Genomic DNA, 20827 nt, shown 5'->3' with positions numbered 1-20827 from the left:
AATAAGATAACCCTGACCGGTAACGGTCAGGGTTTTTTTATGTCTGGAAGTTAGCGTTTGGGTAGGAAGTGAAAGCAGAGCACTGCTGAAAATAACCAACAGCATGATAATTAAATAGCAGTAAATGATGAAACACGCTTCTTTAGTTCATTATTGAGGTGGTTTACGCTATTCGATGAAAATGTGGAAAATTATTATCTTTAATTTACTGTGTCTTCAAGTGTATCGATAAATTCTTCTTTCAAGTCGAGATAATCATAATCACAGAGTCCTATGTACTCCAGGCAAGCTAGGATTTCGGGAGTGAGTGTGCTGTCTCCATCCAGTCTCCAGAAATGTCGATAGCCTTTGCTAATATCTTTGGCCATTGAAAGTAATGATAAATACATCATTGCATCATCAGCCCGTGATTTGTATTTTAAAAGTATTTCAGGAAAACTGGCTTGTAATAGTATCGTTTTATAAACATCTGACGGCATTTTCCATTTATTTACAAGCTTTGCGCCTAGCGTAAAATGTTCTATTCCATAAAGCTTTTTTTCAATATCTAAAAGTGCTTTTGTGCCTTGTCCGTGAGTTTCTCTCAGTGTGTTTTTATAGTTTGAATCTGCCTGCATTAACATAGGCACTCCGCAGTCATGCAGCATCCCTATTGTGTAAGCATTGTCGCAATCAAGTTTGGTGTAGCGAGAAGTCAGAGTGTGAGTGATTGAGGCTACTTCAGATGCGGTATCCCAAAATCGCTCTATGGGGGCTTTTTGGGATAGAGTGTTTTTTAATACGACTAGTTTAACCAGGCTGAATAAGCGCGGTAAGCCTAGTAAAATAATAGCATGGGATATTGAAGTGATTTTATTTTTTACGCCGAAGCAAGGGGCGTTAACGGTAGTTAAAACTATTGAATAGAGTCCTGCATCTTGTTTCAGTAGTAATATGACAAGGTCAATATCGGGGTTGTCGTTCGACATTAACTCGTTGAGCTTGATAAGAGTATCTGGGCGGCTAGGTATGGTGAATTTTAATATAGGGGTCGTAATTTCGCGCATGGCAAAATCCTTTTATAACATGAGTGCTAAGCATAGTTCATTAGTTCGTATTGTATAGGAGCTAATATAAAAAAGAGGGCTAATGGAAAGTCTTCAGGTAGGAGGTTAGTAACAGGTAACTATATCTATTAGTAGTTACTGTTTTGAGATTTTTAAGTTGTTTGCCGAGTAGGAATAAAATAACTAAGAAGTCACTGAAAAAGTGATGTACTCATGTATTTTAGTATTACAATATCGATTCTATTGATGTTTTAACCTCCCTCAGATTGTAGTTAGGTCGATATTGTATATGTGCATAAATCATAGTTACTATAAAAATCAATAAGATGCCTGTAACCGGAATGATATGGGATGAAGGCTGGATTAAATGAGAGATAACCCGCTAGTTTATTGTGTTTATTCCACCTCTTAGGCATAATTTTTTCGATAAGTGTAAACGGGTGAAGATGACGGTTGAATATGAGTGACTGCTTTGTTTAGGTAATGAAAACTTAGTTACGTTAAAGCAGTTATTCGTCGTTACCCTAAGGATTTTAAGGGTATTAAAGAGACTATTAATTAAACTATTGCACATAAGCCAGTAGAGCATCATTTTACAACGGAGGGGACGTGAAAATTGTCAGCTTTATAACTACAACAGGTGATCAGCTATCCTCGCTACTTAAAATGCGCTGTAAATCAGGTTGTCGATGATAAACATTGTGTCGCTTTCGTTTCATTTTGATCCTGTTGAAGACCGTATTCGCCTGATTGGAAATCTTGATAATGGTCAGGAACGTGTAGATTTTTGGCTGACCCGACGCCTGGTGTTAAAGTTACTTGAAGCTGCACCACGATTAGTACAGCAAACCTCTGAAACGGTAAGCCAGGTTCCTTTAGAGCATCAAGCTGCCATGGCTCAGTTTGAGCACGATAAAGCACAACAAACTCAAACGGTCCGGCAGGATGTTCGTCTAATTCATACAGACTATCATGCAACCATTTTACGTCGTCTCGATATCAGTTTTCTGCAAGGTAATTATCGTCTTGGTTTTTTTGTCGGTGATCAGGATGAAATGTTTGGCTTCAGCATGTTGACTCATCAGGAAATGCATCAGATCTTATTTTGGATGCATAATGGTTGTTTACAGCTGGACTGGGGTGTCGCCGCCTCTCTTTTTGATCTTAATGATCAAGCTCCATCGAGGTTGCAATAAGTGGCTTTTGACCCTAATGCTCCTCGTAAGCCTTTCAACGCACGTGGTTCAAAGGTAGATCGTTGTGACGAATGTTTTTTACCGTTGTTAAGCTGTATTTGCTCTGATAAACCTATGGTCAAGGCTAAAGCTGTATTTTGGCTATTAACGCATCATGATGAAATTTATAAACCAACGAATACAGGACGTTTGATTGTTGATTCGATTGCAGAATCCAAAGTGTTTAGGTGGTCACGAACAGAGCCTGATCCGGCATTTCTCAAAGTGTTGTCTGATGACACTTATGCGCCCTGTATTGTTTTCCCTTCAGGGGATGATTATCAACATCGAATGCTCAGTAGTACCGCTCTTTCAGATAAAATACCTGCTTTTATTATTCTGGATGGAACCTGGCGGCAGGCGCGGAGAATGTTCAGGCTGAGTCGTTATCTTGACGATATACCGGTGATGGAGCCACGTACTGAAGCGGTTTCCCGCTATCATTTGCGGCAATCTGCCGAAGAGCATTACCTATGTACTGCTGAAGTAGGTGTTGCCATGCTGAGAGAGGTCAATGATCTTCATAGTGCAGATGTGCTGGATGCATATTTTGACCTGTTTAACGCTCAGTATTACGCATCACGCCGATCGGTTGATATGAGTAAAGTTTCGCAACAGGCAAGAGCGCGACTACTTAAGTTACAGGCTATAGAAGGGTAAAGAGCTATGCTCTTTGGGGTAGTTGACGGCTTGCTGAGCTTCGCCTCCTATGTTTCAGGTCAGGTCAGGTTTCAGCTCAGCCAGTCTGCTATTTTGTTATTTTTTTATTTTTTAATGGTTGGGTTATCAGTCGTTAATGGGTTTCCAGCATGAATGTAACAGGCCCGTCATTGAGTAAGTTGACCTGCATATCAGCACCAAACCTGCCTGTTTGTACTGGATTATGAAGTGATCTGGCTTGTTCTATAAAATAATCATAAAGTGCCAGACCTTTTTCAGGAGATGCTCCGTTCGAAAAACCGGGGCGTAAGCCTTTACCTGTGTCTGCTACTAATGTGAACTGAGAAACAATAAGCAGCCCACCGCCGGTTTGCTGAAGATTCAGGTTCATTTTCCCTTCCTTATCAGCAAAAATACGATACGCTAATATTTTCTTCAGAAGTTTATCTGCGGCCATTTCAGAATCGTGTTTATCTATCCCTAGCAATAGCAGAATTCCAGGGCCAATATCACCGATGCGTTCGCCTGCAACATCCACGGACGCCGCTGAAACACGTTGGATTAAACCTTTCATATTAAATTAAGCTCTTGATCGTGCGAAGTCATCAGTAGCACGCACCAGATTATCAGTCGTACCTGCTTCGAAGGCTGAATGTCCTGCATCCCTTACTATATGAAGTTCTGCATTAGGTAAGGCTTGATGCAGTGTATAAGCTTGCTCAACAGGACAAACCATATCGTAGCGGCCATGTACCAGAATCGTTCTGATGTGCGCGATACTGTGTGCGTGCTCAATAATTTGATTTTGCAGGATAAAAGCGTTGTGTCTGAAGTAATGAGCTTCGATGCGTGCCATCGACAGAGCTGTATGAGGGTCCGCGAAATGCTCAACAATATTAGGATTAGGGTCGAGTGTTGAGCAGCGGCCTTCCCAAATGGACCAGGCTTTAGCGGCCGCCATGCGTTCAATTTCATTTTTTGATGTTAAACGTTTATGGTATGCGGTTAGTAAGTCCTCGTGTTCTGCATTCGGAATCTGGCTGATAAAGTCATGCCAGTAATCCGGAAATATTGCGCTGGCGCCTTGTTGATAAAACCAGTGGATGTCTTGTTGGCGGCAAAGAAAGACGCCACGTAAAATCATACCTGATACTTGTTCTGGGTAGTGCTGAGCATAAAGCAGGCTTAAAGTTGAGCCCCAGGATCCTCCAAATAATAACCATTTATCCACATTAAGTAGTAGCCGTATTTTTTCCATATCGGCGATTAATGCTTGAGTTGTATTATTTTCAAGACTTGCGTGAGGTGTTGATTTACCGCAGCCGCGTTGGTCGAAAAGGATAATCCGGTATTTCTCAGGGTTAAAGAAACGGCGTTGGGCACCGCTCGTGCCGCTACCAGGGCCTCCGTGAACAAATAGAACAGGTATCCCTTCAGCATTGCCGCTCTCCTCAATATAAAGAGTATGCTGTGAATCAACTTTGAGCTGGTGTTCTTGGTAGGGATGAATATCTGGATAAAGTGTCCGCATGGAGAATCCTTAACTAAAACAGTGAGACTGGTTTCAAGTATAAAATGCGGAGGTATAAGAAGGGAATCAATAGGCGAAAAAAAGGCGACTTGATAGTCGCCTTTTTGATTTAAGTCGGTTTATTTGCCGCTACGAGAATGACGTTTACGCTCATTTTCTGTGAGGAACTTTTTACGTAAACGAATATGGTTAGGTGTTACTTCAACCAATTCGTCATCTTCAATAAAGTCCAGCGCTTGTTCCAGCGTGAAGCGGATAGGTGGCGTCAGCTGAATGTTGTCATCAGTACCGGATGTACGTACGTTGGTTAGCTGTTTACCTTTGATAGGGTTAACTGCTAAATCGTTGGTACGCGTATGGATACCAAGGATCATACCTTCGTAGACATCAACGTTCGGTGCAATACAAAGACGTCCGCGTGACTGTAAGTTAAAGAGCGAATAACCCAGCGCTTTACCAGTTACCATGGTGACTAATACGCCATTACTGCGGTACGCCATTTCACATGCTTTGATCGGGCCGTAGTGATCAAAAATAGACGTCATGATACCTGTGCCAGATGTCATTGTCAGAAACTGGCTACGGAAACCAATCAAGCCGCGTGATGGAATCAGGAAAGTCAGACGGATACGCCCGGTACCATCCACTTCCATATTACTCATATCACCGCCGCGCTTACCTACTTCTTCGATGATGCTTCCCTGATGAGCTTCTTCAACGTCAATCATGACTATTTCAAAAGGCTCATGGATTACACCATCCACTTCTTTCTGGATAACTTCTGGGCGAGACACGCCCAGCTCGAAACCTTCGCGGCGCATGTTTTCAATCAGTACTGACAGATGTAGCTCACCACGACCTGATACGCGGAATTTATCCGGAGTCTCGCCTGGTGCCACACGAAGAGCAACGTTATGAATCAGTTCGCGTTCTAAACGTTCTTTGATATTACGAGTGGTAACGAATTTACCGTCTTTGCCTGCAAAGGGAGAATCGTTTACCTGGAAGGTCATCGATACTGTAGGCTCATCTACGGACAACGGCGGTAGTGCTTCTACATTATCCGGATCACAGAGTGTATCGGAAATGCTTAGTACTTCCAGGCCAGTAACACAGACGATGTCGCCAGCACGGGCTGTCGTAACATCGACACGTTCCAGACCAAGGTAACCCATGATTTTTTGGATTTTGCCACTGCGGATTTTTCCGTCAGCGCCAATAATTTTGACTTGCTGGTTCATCTTCGCGTTACCGCGAGTTATGCGGCCAACACCAATAACGCCTACGTAGCTATTGTAGTCCAGTGCTGAAATCTGCATCTGGAAAGGTCCGTCGACATCCACTTGTGGTGGTTTTACGTGTTTAACAATTGCTTCGAACAGTGGCGTCATGTCTTCTGCAAGGTTGTCATGTTCCAGACCGGCTATGCCGTTAATGGCAGAGGCGTAGATGATCGGGAAATCGAGCTGCTCGTCAGTCGCGCCTAAAGAATCAAATAGGTCAAAGACCAGATCAACAGCGCGATCTGGATTAGCGCCCGGACGGTCAACTTTATTGATGACGACGATTGGGTTCAGGCCTTGGCTAAATGCTTTTTGCGTTACGAAACGTGTTTGTGGCATAGGGCCATCAACAGCATCGACCAGCAAGCATACGCAATCTACCATGGATAGTACGCGTTCAACCTCACCACCAAAATCGGCGTGTCCCGGTGTATCAACAATGTTGATACGGTAGCCGTTCCACTCAATGGCTGTATTTTTCGCCAGAATGGTTATGCCGCGCTCTCTCTCCTGGTCGTTGGAGTCCATAATGCGCTCAGTGCTTTCATCACGGCGTGTCAGTGTGCCTGATTGCAGCAGCAGTTTATCAACCAATGTTGTTTTACCATGGTCAACGTGGGCAATGATGGCGATATTTCTCAGCTTATCAATCACGTGGAAGTACCTGTAGATATTGTTCATAAAACAAACATTATACACTCAATTTTGTTCAGTTGATCCTGATTAATCATGCTCTTTCTAAGTCTTTTTCCACAAGAACTTTGATAGGCGTTGGAGTATGATGTTATTGGATGCATGAGTGAGTTATGTAGACTGTATTAGTGCGCCTTTTTGGTGCGTAATTTATTCCGTATGGTTTGTTTTGGTGCGTTTTTTATTCGAGGCTGGCTTCTAGTGTCCCGAAATTAAGTACTTAAGTGTTGGCATACTAGTTGCTTCGTAGATTGTTAAGCCGGCTAAGGCCGATATTTACAGGACCGGATAGTAAGCGCGTCTGGCAAATTATTATGTGGAGAGAGCCAAATGTCAGAAAAGACTCTGAAGTTAATAGAAGAAAATGATGTTAAGTGGGTTGATATGCGATTCACTGACACTAAAGGTAAAGAGCATCACGTCACCATTCCTGTTCATCAGATGGGTGATGACTTCTTTGAAGAAGGTAAGATGTTTGACGGTTCTTCTATTGAAGGTTGGAAAGGCATCAACGAATCAGACATGATTCTTCAGCCAGATGATAGTGCATCTGTATTGGATCCATTTTCTGAAGAGTCTACTGTCATTGTTCGTTGTGACATCGTTGAGCCGGTAACGGGTCAGGGTTACGAGCGTGACCCACGTTCTGTTGCGCGTCGTGCAGAAGAGTATCTGAAGTCTACAGGTATTGCTGATACCGCCATGTTTGGTCCAGAGCCAGAATTTTTCGTATTTGATGAAGTGCATTTTCATAATGAAATGAGTGGTTGTGGCTACACTATTACTTCTGAAGAAGCTGCATGGTCTTCAAACAACAAATATGAAGGCGGTAACTCTGGTCACCGTCCACGTGTTAAAGGTGGTTACTTTCCAGTTCCTCCAGTCGATTCCCTACATGACTTGCGTGGTAACATGTGCAACGCAATGACTGCTATGGGACTGGATGTTGAAGTTCATCATCATGAAGTAGCAACGGCGGGTCAGTGTGAAATTGGTGTAGGCGCTAACACGCTGATTAAAAAAGCTGACGAAGTTCAAATTCTTAAATATTGCGTACATAATGTTGCTCATGCCTACGGCAAAACAGCCACTTTTATGCCTAAGCCAATCGTTGGTGATAACGGTTCTGGTATGCATGTTCACCAGTCTCTGTCTAAAGATGGTGTTAACATCTTTGCAGGTGATGCTTACGCAGGCATGAGCGAAACAGCTCTGTACTACATCGGCGGTATCATCAAACACGCTAAAGCGTTGAATGCGATTACGAACCCAGGTACGAATTCCTATAAGCGTCTGGTTCCGCATTTTGAAGCGCCTGTTATGCTGGCTTACTCTGCACGTAACCGTTCTGCTTCTATTCGTATTCCATACGTTACGACTTCAAAAGCACGTCGTATTGAAACACGTTTCCCGGATCCAATTGCCAACCCATACCTGTGCTTTGCTGCACTGATGATGGCGGGTCTGGACGGTATTCAGAATAAAATTCACCCTGGTGATGCTGCAGATAAAGATCTGTATGACTTGCCGCCGGAAGAAGCTGCAGAGATTCCACAAGTGTGTGGTTCTTTGGGTGAAGCCCTGGCTGCACTGGATGCTGACCGTGAGTTCCTGACACGTGGTAATGTATTTACTGATGATATGCTGGATGCATACATTGAAGTGAAGCAGGCTGAAGTTGATAAGGTAAACCAGACAACTCACCCAATGGAGTATGATCTGTATTACTCTTGCTAGTTGAACTTATTTAAAAAACCTCCTTTGGGAGGTTTTTTTATGCGTGCTTACTTTTGGGTCGTTGGTATGCAGTTTTTATTTTTGCACTATAATGGTGCGCAACATTATATGTAAATTGTTACGCCGTTTCATCCGTATAGAGTTATGCCCTGTGGTGGCGTTGGTGTTAATACATTGTCGGTTATTCATAAGTTGGCGCTTATTTTGCTTGTTTTACTTATGGTTTATAAATATATCAGGTGATCGTGCGGATGTTCAGAAAACAAACACATAAACAGACGCTAGAAAACTTATCTACCAGTGTGATTCTTCTGGATGAGCGGTTATGTATTGATTATATGAACCCTGCTGCAGAAATGCTGCTGGAGGCCACGATAAAAAGACTAAAGCTCTGTGGTGTTGAGCAGTGGCTTACCAGTGATCCTGATGAGTTGGCGGTATTAAAAGCCTCTATTCATTCCGGTCATCCCTATACACGTAGAGAAGCTAAGCTCATCACTTTTTCGGGAAGGGAGTTGACGGTTGATTACAGTGTCAATCCTTTACCTTTGCAAAATAGCCCCATGCTGTTGATTGAAATTCAGGCACGTGATCGCTTGTTACGTATAGAACGAGAAGAAGAGTTGCTGTCGCATCATGCGGCTACCCGCAACTTGGTAAGAGGGTTGGCGCATGAAATTAAAAATCCACTCGGGGGTATACGCGGTGCTGCGCAGTTGTTGGAGCGGGAGTTAGAAGATGAATCGTTACATGAATATACGCACATTATCATTGAAGAGGTTGACCGTTTAAGAAATCTGGTTGATCGGTTATTAGGGTCACATAAGTTGCCGAAATTGGAACAGGTTAATATTCATGCAGTTTTAGAGCGTGTTTGTGCATTGGTTAATGCTGAATGTGCAGGACAAATAGAGCTACACAGAGATTACGATCCGAGTATTCCGGAGTTTACCGGCGATTCTGAGAGGTTGATCCAGGCTGTTTTAAATATCGTGCGTAATGCGATGCAATCACTGCAGGAAAATGCTGTCGTTGCTCCCAAAATTTCACTTCGAACCAGAGCAAAGCGACAAGTCACTCTGGGTTCTGAAAGACATCGGCTTGTTTGTTGTCTGGATATTATTGATAACGGCCCGGGTATACCTCCGGAAATTTTAAATACCGTATTTTACCCTATGATCAGCGGTCGGGCCGACGGTTCAGGGCTGGGCTTGTCAATCGCTCAGTCGATTATCAATCAGCATCATGGGCTTATCGAATGTAGTAGTGCGCCCGGTTGTACTCGCTTAACGCTTAATATCCCTTTGGAGTAATGTAATGAAAATGTCCGGTAACGTTTGGATAGTCGATGATGACCGGTCTATCCGCTGGGTGCTTGAAAAAGCATTAAGTAAGGTTGGCATAGAGACGCACGTTTTTGAAAAAGCCGATGATGTATTAAAGCAGTTGGAAAAAACAGCGCCCGATGCGGTTATCAGTGATATACGGATGCCGGGCATTGATGGATTACAGTTGCTTGAACGCATTCATCAAACACATCCGGATATGCCGATTATCATTATGACGGCACATTCTGATCTGGACAGTGCTGTGGCGTCTTATCAGGGTGGTGCTTTTGAATATTTGCCTAAGCCGTTTGATATTGATGATGCGGTCTCGCTGGTGACCCGAGCGGTTGAGCATGCTTATGAGCAGAGGCAGGAGAGTGTTGAGCCCGTTGAGGTTGATACTGCAGAAATTATTGGTGAAGCGCCAGCCATGCAGGAAGTCTTCAGGGCGATTGGACGTTTGTCTCAGTCAAATATTACCGTACTGATAAACGGTAAATCAGGCACAGGTAAAGAGCTGGTAGCGCTTGCATTGCATAAGCATAGCCCTCGGGCGTCATCATCATTTATTGCCTTGAATATGGCAGCAATCCCCAAGGATCTTATTGAATCGGAATTGTTTGGTCATGAGAAGGGGGCCTTTACTGGCGCGGCTACTGTGCGCCATGGTCGGTTTGAACAAGCGGATGGTGGTACCTTGTTTCTGGATGAAATTGGTGACATGCCGGCAGAAACCCAAACCCGTTTACTAAGAGTGTTAGCTGATGGTGAGTTTTATCGGGTGGGAGGGCATGTACCCGTCAAAGTCGATGTGCGTATTATTGCCGCAACACATCAGGATCTTGAGGGGTTGGTTAAGCTGGGGCGCTTTAGGGAGGATCTGTTTCATCGTTTGAATGTTATTCGTATTCATATCCCGCAGCTATTTGAGCGCAGAGAAGATATTCCTCGTTTAGCGCGACATTTTCTCCTGCGTTCGGCAGAAGAGTTGAATGTCGAGCCTAAAGTACTTAAGCCTGAAACAGAAGCTTTTATGTGCAATCTGGCGTGGCCGGGCAATGTCAGACAGTTGGAAAATACCTGTCGTTGGTTGACGGTTATGGCTTCTGGCCGGGAAGTGTTAGTGTCAGATATGCCTCCTGAGCTGATTGGACAGCAGAATGCTGTTGAGGTCACCACGTCTAATTGGGAGCATGCTCTGCGAAACTGGGTGGATCAGCAACTAAGTGCCGGGTGTCGGGGGGTTATCGATACGGCCATGCCTGCTTTTGAAAAAATCATGATTGAAACCGCTTTAAAGCATACGGCTGGGCGTCGCCGCGATGCCGCCGAGTTGCTAGGCTGGGGACGTAATACCCTCACGCGTAAAATCAAAGATCTTAGTTTAGTTATCGATACTGCAGAGGACGAGTGATTTAAGGTGTGTGGCGGTATAATAGTACCTGAGACCTTTCAATGGGAAATGCTATGTTACATGTCGTTTTATTTGAACCAGAAATACCGCCAAATACCGGTAATATAATCCGCTTATGTGCAAATGCAGGCTTTCACCTGCATTTAATCAAACCGCTCGGCTTTGAACTTGATGATGCAAGATTGAGGCGCGCGGGTTTGGATTACCATGAATTTTCTGCACTACGAGTGCATGAGTCATTACAAGCCTGTCTGAGTGAGTTAGGCTCCCCAAAAGTATGGGCGCTGACAACAAAAGGGCATCTTTTTCACAGTGATGTGAGCTTTAGTGCAGGTGATGTTTTGCTCTTTGGGCCTGAAACCAGGGGCTTGCCTCAAGATGTCCGTGACAGCTTGCCTGTTGAACAATGTATTAAACTACCGATGTGTGAGGGAAACAGAAGTCTGAATCTTTCTAATGCTTGCGCTATTGTTGTGTATGAAGCATGGCAACAGCAGGGGTATTCGGGGGCTGTTTAAGTGACTGTTGACGCAGGTTTTACCACGGATAGAGGTGTCGTGTACCTCTGTCAGTAAAAAGTATAATATACGTGTGAATTTGAAATTTGTTATTCAAGGATACGACAATGTTAAGGAAAACTATTCTGTTAAGCGCAATAACGCTGGCATTACCTGGGTGTTTTTATGCACATACTTCCCAGGCTCCCATTGCTACAACATACCCTATTAGCGAACAGCATAAAATGCAGGCCGCTCATCATTGGCAGGTACTGGCTGATAATGAAGCTAAAGGTATTTTACAAGCGCTAAATGGGCAGTCTGTGTTCGTGAGTGGGGATGATGGATCACCTTTTGGCCAGACATTTCATCAGTTGCTGATCAGCGAATTAGTCAATGGCGGTGGCTCTGTGATGGTGTCTTCTAATGCCGCTGCTGAGGTTAGCTATGATGTTAATCTGATTGAGCATAAAGATCGCGGTATGATTCGGCCGCCTGAAGGCGCCTTGTCAGTATTGGCCGCAGGCGTTGCCGTAGCGACTATTCCTTATAATCGTTGGGCTGAACCTGCATTAGCACTTATTCCTATGGCTGTGGCAGGTGATATGCTCATCGGTAATGTTGTATCTGAATCGACGCATGAAATAGCGATCACGACGCGGGTTACACAGCAGGGTAAATTACTGCACTCCTCAACTAATATCTATTACATCAATCCAGGTGATAAAGATCACTATATGGCACCTGAAAAGCCGATATCAACAGTGCGGACGATTCGTGTAACCGATCATTAAGGAGAGAGATATGAAACGCTTATCGTGGATAAAAGCGGCGGCTGTTATCAGTGTTCTATTATTGAGCGGTTGCGCCTCAGATAAATCAGTGCGTGTCGTTGATGCAAAAGTAAATTTGGTCGAGGTGGTGGGTAATGCCAGTGCTGCATTGTTGAGTAGCGGCATTCAAGGCGTATCGAAAGAGCGTACGATTCTGTCGACCAGTTTTGTTAATATTGATGATCTGCAGCAATCTTCTACTTTTGGGAGGTTGGTAGGTGATACCGTCGCCTCAGAGTTAGTCGGTAGTGGTTATAATGTGATGGAAGTTCGTCTGCGCGATAGTCTTTTTATGCAACCTCGCCTTGGTGAATTTATGTTGTCACGCGAGTTACGCAGTGTCAGTGCAGAGCATGATGCTCAGGCGGTACTGGTGGGTACATACGCCATCGGTGGTGAGTATGTTTATGTTAATGCGCGACTTGTTAGTGTGATGGACAGTCGGGTGTTATCTTCACATGACTTTCGTTTACCGTTGAACAGGGATATCCGGAAAATGTTGACGGTCGGTCGTTAGAGAGAACTTTGTATAAAAAGCCGGCTATATTAGCCGGCTTTTTTACGTCTTTTTCATCTGAAGAGAAGAGATTGCTGCAAGCTCAGAGCTTCTGGGCTTGCAGTATCCAGCGTGATTAGTGTTGTTCTGCTGGTGGGGTAGCTTTCTGTTGTAACTGTTGAGCATACAGGGCATCAAAGTTGACAGGTGACAGCATAAGAGCCGGGAAGCTCGCTTTAGTCACCAGGGAATCAATGGTTTCGCGAGCATAAGGGAAGAGTAAATTTGGACAGAAAGCGCCCAGCGTATGGCCTACTTCCTGCTCATTCATGCCGGCAACCTGAAAAATTCCGCCTTGCTGGACTTCTACCAGAAATGCAGTATCTTCTTCGTTTTTTACGGTAACGGTCAACGTCAGAACAACTTCGAAGTGTTCTGGGCTAAGAGGTGTCGTCCGGGTGTTCATCTCCAGATTAATCTCAGGTTGCCATTTTTTCGTGAAAATTTGCGGGCTGTTTGGCGTTTCCAGCGAAGCGTCTTTGACATAAATACGCTGAATAGAAAACTGTGGTCCTGTTGGCTGTTGAACAGCCTGATCATTTTCTGGCATGTTAAGTCCTTAATCTTATTTTGAAAGAAGTGTGTCGAGCTGACCTTGTCTTTCGAGTGCGTATAACTCATCACACCCGCCGACATGCGTATTACCAATGAAAATTTGCGGCACACTGGTGCGTCCGCTGAGTTTCACCATTTCCGCTCGCTTAGTAGGTTGGGTATCAACCTTGATCTCTTCGTATTTTACACCTTTTTGGTCCAGTAGCCTTTTTGCATTGACGCAAAAGGGGCACCAGTCGGAGCTGTAAATGATGGTTTTCATGTCTCAGGCCTTTTTAACAATAGGCAGGCTCTGGGCTTTCCATTCTGCTATACCGCCTTGCAGGCGCACGACATTATCAAAGCCCGCTGCTTTTAGCAGTTTTGTGGCTGAACCGGCTGTTTGTCCCATATTGCAGACTACAATGACGGGGTTCTTTTTGAACTTTTCAACTTCGTTGATGCGATTCGTAAGATCGGGAAGCGGGATATGTTTTGAACCTGTAATATAACCGGTATCCCACTCTTTTTTTGTACGGATATCAATCAGTACCGCATCCTGTTTGTTAATGAGCTGCGTGGCAATGGCTGTCGAAACAGATTTGCCTGCCTTTTGACCTTCATACCATATAATCATCAAAAGGGTTAATACCCAAGCCGCTACCAACATGTAGTTGTTAGTGGCAAATTCTATCAATCGTTCCATTATGTTTCCTAACCCGTCATAACGCCGCGAAATCGGCACCTCATTTTGAAGGCATGATTATACAATGCTCGGGCGTCCCACATAAGAGGGAAAGGGGAATTGCAAGGAGCTGTTCGCCAATTGCAGGGATTCAACGTAAAATATGTCATCATCTTTAGACGAAAATCTTTTTATACGCAAAACGGGCCTGAATTCATATGAGTGATATACGTATACCAAAAGCACTGATTATCCTGGATGGCTTTGGCATTGAGTCAACGGCTTCTTCCGCTATTGAGGCGGCACATACGCCGACCTGGGATGCGTTATTGGCTAACAATCCAAATTCCCGTATTGCAACGTCGGGCCTGGCTGTTGGCTTGCCCGATGGACAGATGGGTAATTCTGAAGTGGGCCATATGAATATAGGTGCAGGTCGCCCTGTTTATCAGAATTTCACGCGTATATCCAAGGCTATCGCTGACGGTGACTTTTACGAAAATCCTGTTCTCACTGCCGCAATGGATAAAGCGATTGAGCACAACAAAGCGGTGCATATTTTTGGTTTATTGTCTCCGGGTGGTGTCCATAGCCATGAAGAACATATTTTTTCATTGATTAGAATGGCAGTGAAAAGAGGAGTCGATAAGGTATATCTGCACGCTATCCTTGATGGTCGTGATACACCCCCTCGTTCAGCTAAACCCTCTCTGGAAAAAACCCAGGCGTTATTTGCCGAGCTGGGTGTTGGTGGCGTAGCGACCATCGTTGGGCGTTATTATGCGATGGATCGTGATAATCGTTGGGATCGGGTGCAATTGGCTTACGATGCTATGGCGGCAGGACGATCAGTTTGCGTTGCTAATTCTGCGCTGGACGCATTAGATGCGGCTTATGCGCGAAATGAAAACGATGAATTTGTACAAGCTACTGTGATTCAAAAAGAGGGTAAGGCTGTCGGCGTTATTAGTGATGGTGATGCGGTTATTTGCGCGAATTTTCGTCCGGATCGATCCAGAGAAATAACCCGTGCCTTTGTTGAAAAAGATAGCTTTACGGGTTTCGTGCGCACACATCAACCAGCTCTGGCTGAATTTGTCATGATGACAGAGTACGCCGCTGATATTCCTGCTTCCTGTGCTTATAGCCCCGCAACCATTGTGAATGATCTGGGTGAATATATTTCAGGGCAGGGGAAAACGCAGTTACGTATCTCTGAAACGGAAAAATATGCGCATGTGACTTTCTTCTTCAATGGCGGGCAAGAAGCTGTTTATCCAGGTGAAGAACGTATTCTGGTAGCGTCGCCTCAGGTGGCTACCTATGACCTGCAGCCTGAAATGAGCGCACCAGAGTTAACCGATAAGTTGGTTGCGGCGATTAAAAGTGGAAAATATGATTTGATCATCTGTAATTACCCCAATGGCGATATGGTAGGTCACACTGGTGTATTTGATGCGGCAGTGAAAGCAGTTGAGACGGTGGATCGTTGTTTGGCGCGTGTATTGGATGCGATGGCTGAAGTCGGAGGTGAGACCTTAATTACCGCTGATCATGGTAATGTCGAAATGATGCGCGATCCTACGTCAGGACAGCCACACACCGCACATACTAATTTTCCGGTCGCTCTGATCTATGATGGGCCACGTAAGGCTAAACTCTCTTTGCGAAGTGGCGCGCTGTGTGATTTGGCACCGACCCTTTTGGCGTTGATGGAACTGCCTCAGCCAGCCGAAATGACGGGTCATAACCTTGCAAGCATTGAATAGATCAATGAGGTCGCAGCAGCGGCCTTTTTCACAACTGTGTGTCTGTCTGTTTTTTTTCCTGTGGGTGGTTTTGAGTATGTATGTTGCTCCTGAGGTTTTTGCTGCCGAGCAAAAAGCAACGGCGTCTCAACTCGATTCTCTGAAAAAAAGCATTAAGCAGGTAAATTCAGCGCTGAAGCGGGATCAGAAAAAGCAGAGTTCAGCCGCCAAGGAACTAGCTACAACTGAACAGGAGATCAGTGGACTTGGTAAGCTGATTTACGGACTGGATCAGGAACTAAGCACGTTAACTGTCGACCTTTCGGGTTTTCAGGCAGAGAAATCACGCCTTGAACAAAAGCTTGGAGAGAGTTCTGAGCGTTTGGGTCAACTTGTCCGGCAGCAGTACCGACTAGGCCCACAACCCCGGCTGTTCATGTTATTGAATCAACGAGATCCTGAGCAGGTATCCCGGATGATGAAATACTATGATCGTTACAGTGCTGCACAGGCTAAGGAACAGAAGCAGTATCAAACGCTGTTGCATCAATTAACATCAACATACCTATCCATTGATACAACCCAGCAGGCTATTCTTGAAAATCGCGATGCACTAAAGAATAAACTGGCTACCCTTGAAGCATTACGAAAGCAGCGAAAGCAGACGCTTACGGCACTTGATAAACAGATACATGGATCACAAAAGCAATTAAAGCAGTTGCAAGCAGATCAGAAACGCTTGGAAAAACTATTAAGTGATATTGAAAAGTCGATATCGTCGGCCAATCTTACGCAAAATACTAAAACCTTTGATAGCTTAAAAGGTAAATTGGACTGGCCGGTTAAAGGTAAAATTCTCCGCGCTTATGGTAGTGTAAAGGACAATCTTAGTTACGATGGTGTGCTGCTTGCGGGCACAACAGGCGGTGCTGTTTCTGCCGTTCATCATGGCAGGGTAGTGTTCTCAGATTGGCTGAGAGGCTATGGTTTGTTAACCATAATTGATCATGGTGATGGTTATATGAGTTTATATGGTCAAAATGATAGTTTGCTGAAAGAAACGGGTGATTGGGTGTCGCAAGGTGAATCGGTAGCGACATTAGGTAGTAGTGGTGGAAATAGTGAACCGGGTCTGTATTTTGCGATCCGATATAAAGGTAAAGCAATTAGCCCTAAACGTTGGTTCGTCGGCCGTTAAGGATAAGATATGTGTTCTATAAAAAGGGTGGCAAGCATGAAATGTTCGTCAAAGCCGATCAGCGTTGTTAAAAGCATCGGGCCGAGTTTAATAATGAGTTTAGCAATTAGTTTGAGTCTAGGGAGTGTTACCTGGGCTGCAAGCGCCGCAGAGCAATCTGTGCAGGGTTCATCTGTTCCAACGTCATCCGTAAAGACGTTGCCGTTGGAAGAATTACGACGTTTCAGTGAGGTTTTTGATCGTATTAAGAGTTCATATGTCGAGCCGGTTGATGATGCTAAAGTTCTGGAAGATGCTATTCGCGGTATGATTGCGGGCCTGGATCCTCACTCATCTTATCTTGAACCTGATGCCTTTGAAGAACTGCAAGAACATACCACGGGTGAGTTTGGTGGTGTTGGTATAGAAATCAGTCTGGAAGATGGATTTATTCGGGTGATTACGCCCATTGACGATACACCGGCGGTGAAGGCGGGGATTAAGCCTGGAGATCTTATCACCCGTATCGATAGTGAGCCGGTTAAAGGTATGGGCTTGGATGGTGCTATTAGTCGGATGCGGGGGAAACCTGGCACGAAAATCGTTTTGACTGTCCTGCGTGAAGGTCAAGAAAAGCCTTTGGATATTAGCGTTATTCGTGCCGTCATTAAGGTTACCAGCATCAAGCAACGGATGCTGGGAGAAGAGTACGCTTATGTACGGATTACGCAGTTTCAGGGTAATACAGGTTCGGATCTGAAAAGTGCACTGCAAAAAATCGAAAAAAACGGGTCTCTGAAAGGTGTGGTTCTGGATCTGCGTAATAATCCCGGAGGCGTACTTCAGGCGGCGGTAGAAGTCGTGGATGCCTTTATTGATCAAGGCATGATTGTGTACACGCAAGGGCGCTTAGCTAGCTCAGATACCGAATTTATGGCAACTGATGACATTCTCCTTACGGGTGTGCCGATGGTGGTGCTTATTAATAGTGGATCGGCCTCCGCATCAGAAATTGTTGCCGGAGCGCTGCAGGATCATAAGCGCGCAGTGATTATGGGCACGAGCAGTTTCGGTAAAGGCTCGGTGCAAACGATACTGCCATTGACGGATAATCGAGCACTAAAATTAACGACTGCGCGTTATTTTACGCCGAGCGGGCGGTCGATTCAGGCGCAGGGAATTCAGCCAGATGTTGTGGTTGAAGATGCAGAGTTAACGACAGTGCAGGGGCGTCTGTTTACTAAAGAAAAAGATCTGTCTGGTCACTTATTTAATGGTCAGGTTGATGAGTCTAAAGATCCCGAGTTGGATGCTGCCGGTAAAAGCTTGTCTGAACGGGATTATCAGTTGTATGAGGCGCTTAATCTTCTCAAGGCATTGAGCATTGTGGGGAAAGTGGCAGCGCCTGAATGATCAGATATTTGCTCTGTGTTATGGGTAGCGTCTGTTGTTTTTTCAGTGTGACCAGCCATGCAGACAGTTTGGATACAGTGCAGCCGCGCATTGTTATTGTCATAGATGATATCGGTAATAATCTGGCTCAGGGGCAGGCAGCACTGGCGTTGCCCGGCCCGATAACCTATGCCGTATTGCCTCATTCGGCGTATGGTGAAACGTTGGCTCGTGCTGCGAATAGTCTTGGCAAAGACGTGATGCTGCATGCACCGATGTCTAATACTAAGCATTTGAAGCTTGGGCCCGGTGCGCTAACGCCAGATATGAGTGAAACTCGCTTCAAAGAGGTGTTGAATAATAATCTGGACGCTATTCCTTTTGCCGTGGGCCTGAATAATCATATGGGGAGCCTGCTGACTCGCCAGCGCATTCCCATGAAATGGGTAATGGATGTTGCTAAATCACGCAGTCTCTTCTTTCTGGATAGCCGTACGACAAGAGACAGTGTTGCGTGGGAGGTAGCACTCAGTGAAGGTGTGCCTGCATTGCGCAGAGATGTGTTTTTGGATAATCAGCAAAGCGTTGCGTCTTTGCGTCAGCAATTTATCAGGGCGGTTAAGCTTTCTCGACAACATGGCTATGCTGTAGTGATTGGTCATCCTTACCCAGTCACTACAGAATTTCTGGAAGAGGCTATTCCCGCGTTGGATGAGGCGGGTATTCAATTGGTTTCTGCGCCTGCGCTGCTGATGTTGCAGCAGCAAACAGCGCTCTTGGCTGAAATAGAAAGAGAGTTACAGTCGACTGATCCACAACCTTTATCTGGCTGTGATCTATCGGACGGTCATCAGTGTGAATGAGCTTGCGTGCTTGTTTTTTCCTGTAAGGAGCTATCTGCTAACGGCTCTGTGATGGAAAATATCTGATAGTAACTGGTTTAACTAGCCGGACGAAATAAACCACAGGAGAGTCGAGTCCATTGGTCGTTCCAATGTTCAGTCGGCTTGCGTTGAAATTCGCTTCTGACAAACTGACGGATTTTGCCTTCTATCACAGCAATCATTAGATTAGATGTAATACTCGCTGTTGTTTCGGTGCGTAGCCCTTCTTTGAACTCTGCTTCACGCATAACTTGTTTTAATTGTGTTTCCAATCGTTCAAAAAACTGATGTACGCGGTGCCTTAGCCTGTCTGTTTCGCCGGATAAGGCATCACCTGTCAGGATGCGTGCCATCCCCGGGTTTCGCTCAACAAAAGCCAGTACCAGTGTTAAAATCTGCTCGCATTGACGAATGGCCGGGCTTTCTGAACCCGTAATGAGGTTCACACGAGAGAAAATGGTATCTTCAATAAAGCTAATCAGACCTTCGAACATACGTGCTTTGCTCGGAAAGTGGCGGTACAGAGCGGCCTCTGAAACGCCTACTTCCTTTGCCAGAGCGGCTGTTGTAATGCGCTGACCGTGATTGATTTCCAACATTCTGGCGAGCGCCTGCAAAATTTGCTCGCTTCGGGATACTTTGCTATTTTCGCTCATGTGAGTCCTGCTACAAGGTGCTGTTTGAGATCAACGTGCCTACGCCTTCATCAGTAAATATTTCCAAAAGACAGGAATGCTCCACACGGCCATCAATAATATGAACACTGGTAACACCGCTTTTTACGGCGCTGAGTGCGCAATCAATTTTGGGCAGCATGCCGCCATAAATAGTTCCATCTTCAATGAGCGTATCTACTTGTTGAGTCGACAGCCCGGTTAACACATTACCTTCTTTGTCTAATAAACCCGCAATGTTGGTAAGTAAAATCAGTTTTTCTGCTTTGAGTACTTCGGCCAATTTGCCGGCAACCAGATCAGCATTGATGTTGTACGAAGCGCCATCAGCACCTACACCAATCGGAGCAATCACGGGAATAAAATCAGAATCGGCTAGCATGTCGAGCACCGCTGTATTGACATGTTCCACTTCACCTACATGGCCGATGTCGATAATTTCCGGTGCTTCCATTTCGGGGGTCTTATGTTTAACCCGAAGTTTTCGGGCACGCAGCAAATCACCGTCTTTACCGGTAAGGCCGATCGCTTTACCGCCGTTGCGGTTGATCAGACCAACAATTTCTTTGTTGACCATGCCACCCAGTACCATTTCAACCACATCCATGGTTTTGGAATCAGTTACCCGCATGCCATTGATAAAGTGTGATTCAATGTTGAGCTTTGTTAGCAAATCACCGATTTGCGGCCCACCACCATGTACCACAATAGGGTTCAGACCGATCAATTTCATCATGACAATATCACGCGCAAAACTATTTTTTAGTTTGTCGTCGGTCATGGCGTTTCCGCCATATTTGATCACGATAGTTTTACCAACAAAACGCTGTATATAAGGAACGGCTTCACTGAGCACTTCAGCCGTTTTCATTGCCTGTTCACGATTTAAAGGCATGTGTGATCTACTCCAAAAAAAGTAA

Annotated in this window: 21 protein-coding genes; 12 read left to right on the top strand and 9 right to left on the bottom strand. The window is 45.0% G+C overall.

Annotation, left to right across the window (positions count from 1 at the left end):
• Positions 1-200: 200 nt before the first annotated feature.
• Complete coding sequence (locus tag Nant_RS12165; RefSeq protein WP_054341934.1) at positions 201-1046, bottom strand: HDOD domain-containing protein; 846 nt, start codon at positions 1044-1046, stop codon at positions 201-203.
• Between the two features lie 689 nt (positions 1047-1735).
• Between Nant_RS12165 and Nant_RS12160 the strand changes: the two genes are divergently transcribed.
• Complete coding sequence (locus Nant_RS12160) at positions 1736-2242, top strand: hypothetical protein (RefSeq protein WP_054341933.1); 507 nt, start codon at positions 1736-1738, stop codon at positions 2240-2242.
• Complete coding sequence (locus Nant_RS12155) at positions 2243-2941, top strand: tRNA-uridine aminocarboxypropyltransferase (protein WP_054341932.1); 699 nt, start codon at positions 2243-2245, stop codon at positions 2939-2941.
• 133 nt (positions 2942-3074) lie between these two features.
• Here Nant_RS12155 and dtd read toward each other — a convergent pair whose 3' ends face one another.
• The 3 genes from dtd to typA all read right to left on the bottom strand — a co-directional run bounded on the left by dtd (position 3075) and on the right by typA (position 6409).
• Entirely contained in the window at positions 3075-3515 is a 441-nt protein-coding gene (gene dtd, locus Nant_RS12150; RefSeq protein WP_054341931.1) for a D-aminoacyl-tRNA deacylase, read from the bottom strand.
• A gap of 6 nt (positions 3516-3521) precedes the next feature.
• Positions 3522-4472 (bottom strand): prolyl aminopeptidase, encoded by a 951-nt coding sequence (pip, locus tag Nant_RS12145; RefSeq protein ID WP_054341930.1) that lies wholly within the window; start codon positions 4470-4472, stop codon positions 3522-3524.
• Positions 4473-4591: 119 nt separating this feature from the next.
• A complete protein-coding gene (typA, locus tag Nant_RS12140; RefSeq protein ID WP_054341929.1) occupies positions 4592-6409 on the bottom strand; it encodes a translational GTPase TypA in 1818 nt (605 codons plus the stop codon).
• A gap of 369 nt (positions 6410-6778) precedes the next feature.
• Here typA and glnA point away from each other — a divergent pair, with 369 nt between their 5' ends.
• The 6 genes from glnA (at position 6779) to Nant_RS12110 (ending at position 12774) form a co-directional block, all read left to right on the top strand.
• Positions 6779-8185 carry a glutamate--ammonia ligase gene (gene glnA / locus Nant_RS12135; RefSeq protein ID WP_054341928.1) on the top strand — a complete coding sequence of 469 codons (1407 nt, stop codon included), beginning with the start codon at positions 6779-6781 and terminating at the stop codon, positions 8183-8185.
• 251 nt (positions 8186-8436) lie between these two features.
• Complete coding sequence (gene glnL, locus Nant_RS12130; RefSeq protein WP_054341927.1) at positions 8437-9498, top strand: nitrogen regulation protein NR(II); 1062 nt, start codon at positions 8437-8439, stop codon at positions 9496-9498.
• 4 nt (positions 9499-9502) lie between these two features.
• A complete protein-coding gene (ntrC, locus tag Nant_RS12125) occupies positions 9503-10927 on the top strand; it encodes a nitrogen regulation protein NR(I) (RefSeq protein ID WP_054341926.1) in 1425 nt (474 codons plus the stop codon).
• Positions 10928-10980: 53 nt separating this feature from the next.
• The gene (trmL, locus tag Nant_RS12120; RefSeq protein ID WP_054341936.1) at positions 10981-11445 is read left to right on the top strand and encodes a tRNA (uridine(34)/cytosine(34)/5-carboxymethylaminomethyluridine(34)-2'-O)-methyltransferase TrmL; all 465 of its coding nucleotides are present in this window, start codon (positions 10981-10983) and stop codon (positions 11443-11445) included.
• Between the two features lie 107 nt (positions 11446-11552).
• Entirely contained in the window at positions 11553-12218 is a 666-nt protein-coding gene (locus Nant_RS12115; protein WP_054341925.1) for a hypothetical protein, read from the top strand.
• A gap of 10 nt (positions 12219-12228) precedes the next feature.
• Positions 12229-12774, top strand: coding sequence for a FlgO family outer membrane protein (locus tag Nant_RS12110; RefSeq protein WP_054341924.1), 546 nt, complete (start codon positions 12229-12231; stop codon positions 12772-12774).
• Between the two features lie 115 nt (positions 12775-12889).
• Here Nant_RS12110 and secB read toward each other — a convergent pair whose 3' ends face one another.
• From secB to Nant_RS12095, 3 genes are read right to left on the bottom strand one after another with little or no spacing between them, the layout of a single operon-like run.
• Positions 12890-13363, bottom strand: coding sequence for a protein-export chaperone SecB (gene secB, locus Nant_RS12105; RefSeq protein ID WP_054341923.1), 474 nt, complete (start codon positions 13361-13363; stop codon positions 12890-12892).
• A gap of 15 nt (positions 13364-13378) precedes the next feature.
• A complete protein-coding gene (gene grxC, locus Nant_RS12100; RefSeq protein ID WP_054341922.1) occupies positions 13379-13630 on the bottom strand; it encodes a glutaredoxin 3 in 252 nt (83 codons plus the stop codon).
• Positions 13631-13633: 3 nt separating this feature from the next.
• Positions 13634-14053: a rhodanese-like domain-containing protein gene (locus Nant_RS12095; protein ID WP_054341921.1), complete on the bottom strand. Its 420-nt coding sequence runs from the start codon at positions 14051-14053 to the stop codon at positions 13634-13636.
• Between the two features lie 197 nt (positions 14054-14250).
• Here Nant_RS12095 and gpmI point away from each other — a divergent pair, with 197 nt between their 5' ends.
• The 4 genes from gpmI (at position 14251) to Nant_RS12075 (ending at position 19212) form a co-directional block, all read left to right on the top strand.
• Positions 14251-15801 carry a 2,3-bisphosphoglycerate-independent phosphoglycerate mutase gene (gpmI, locus tag Nant_RS12090; RefSeq protein WP_054341920.1) on the top strand — a complete coding sequence of 517 codons (1551 nt, stop codon included), beginning with the start codon at positions 14251-14253 and terminating at the stop codon, positions 15799-15801.
• A gap of 76 nt (positions 15802-15877) precedes the next feature.
• The gene (locus Nant_RS12085; RefSeq protein WP_162224945.1) at positions 15878-16978 is read left to right on the top strand and encodes a murein hydrolase activator EnvC family protein; all 1101 of its coding nucleotides are present in this window, start codon (positions 15878-15880) and stop codon (positions 16976-16978) included.
• 36 nt (positions 16979-17014) lie between these two features.
• Complete coding sequence (locus Nant_RS12080; RefSeq protein WP_238377134.1) at positions 17015-18370, top strand: S41 family peptidase; 1356 nt, start codon at positions 17015-17017, stop codon at positions 18368-18370.
• A complete protein-coding gene (locus Nant_RS12075; protein WP_054341918.1) occupies positions 18367-19212 on the top strand; it encodes a divergent polysaccharide deacetylase family protein in 846 nt (281 codons plus the stop codon). The genes Nant_RS12080 and Nant_RS12075 overlap by 4 nt, the downstream gene beginning before the upstream one ends.
• A gap of 77 nt (positions 19213-19289) precedes the next feature.
• Here the strand turns inward: Nant_RS12075 and slmA are convergent, their stop codons facing one another.
• A complete protein-coding gene (slmA, locus tag Nant_RS12070) occupies positions 19290-19889 on the bottom strand; it encodes a nucleoid occlusion factor SlmA (protein ID WP_054341917.1) in 600 nt (199 codons plus the stop codon).
• A gap of 10 nt (positions 19890-19899) precedes the next feature.
• Complete coding sequence (gene argB, locus Nant_RS12065) at positions 19900-20802, bottom strand: acetylglutamate kinase (protein WP_054341916.1); 903 nt, start codon at positions 20800-20802, stop codon at positions 19900-19902.
• Positions 20803-20827 lie beyond the last annotated feature (25 nt).

The organism is Neptunomonas antarctica, assembly GCF_001305295.1.
GTDB classification, from domain to species: domain Bacteria; phylum Pseudomonadota; class Gammaproteobacteria; order Pseudomonadales; family Balneatricaceae; genus Neptunomonas; species Neptunomonas antarctica.
Note: the sequence above shows the minus strand (reverse complement) of the source record. Positions and strands in the feature narration are given on the sequence as shown.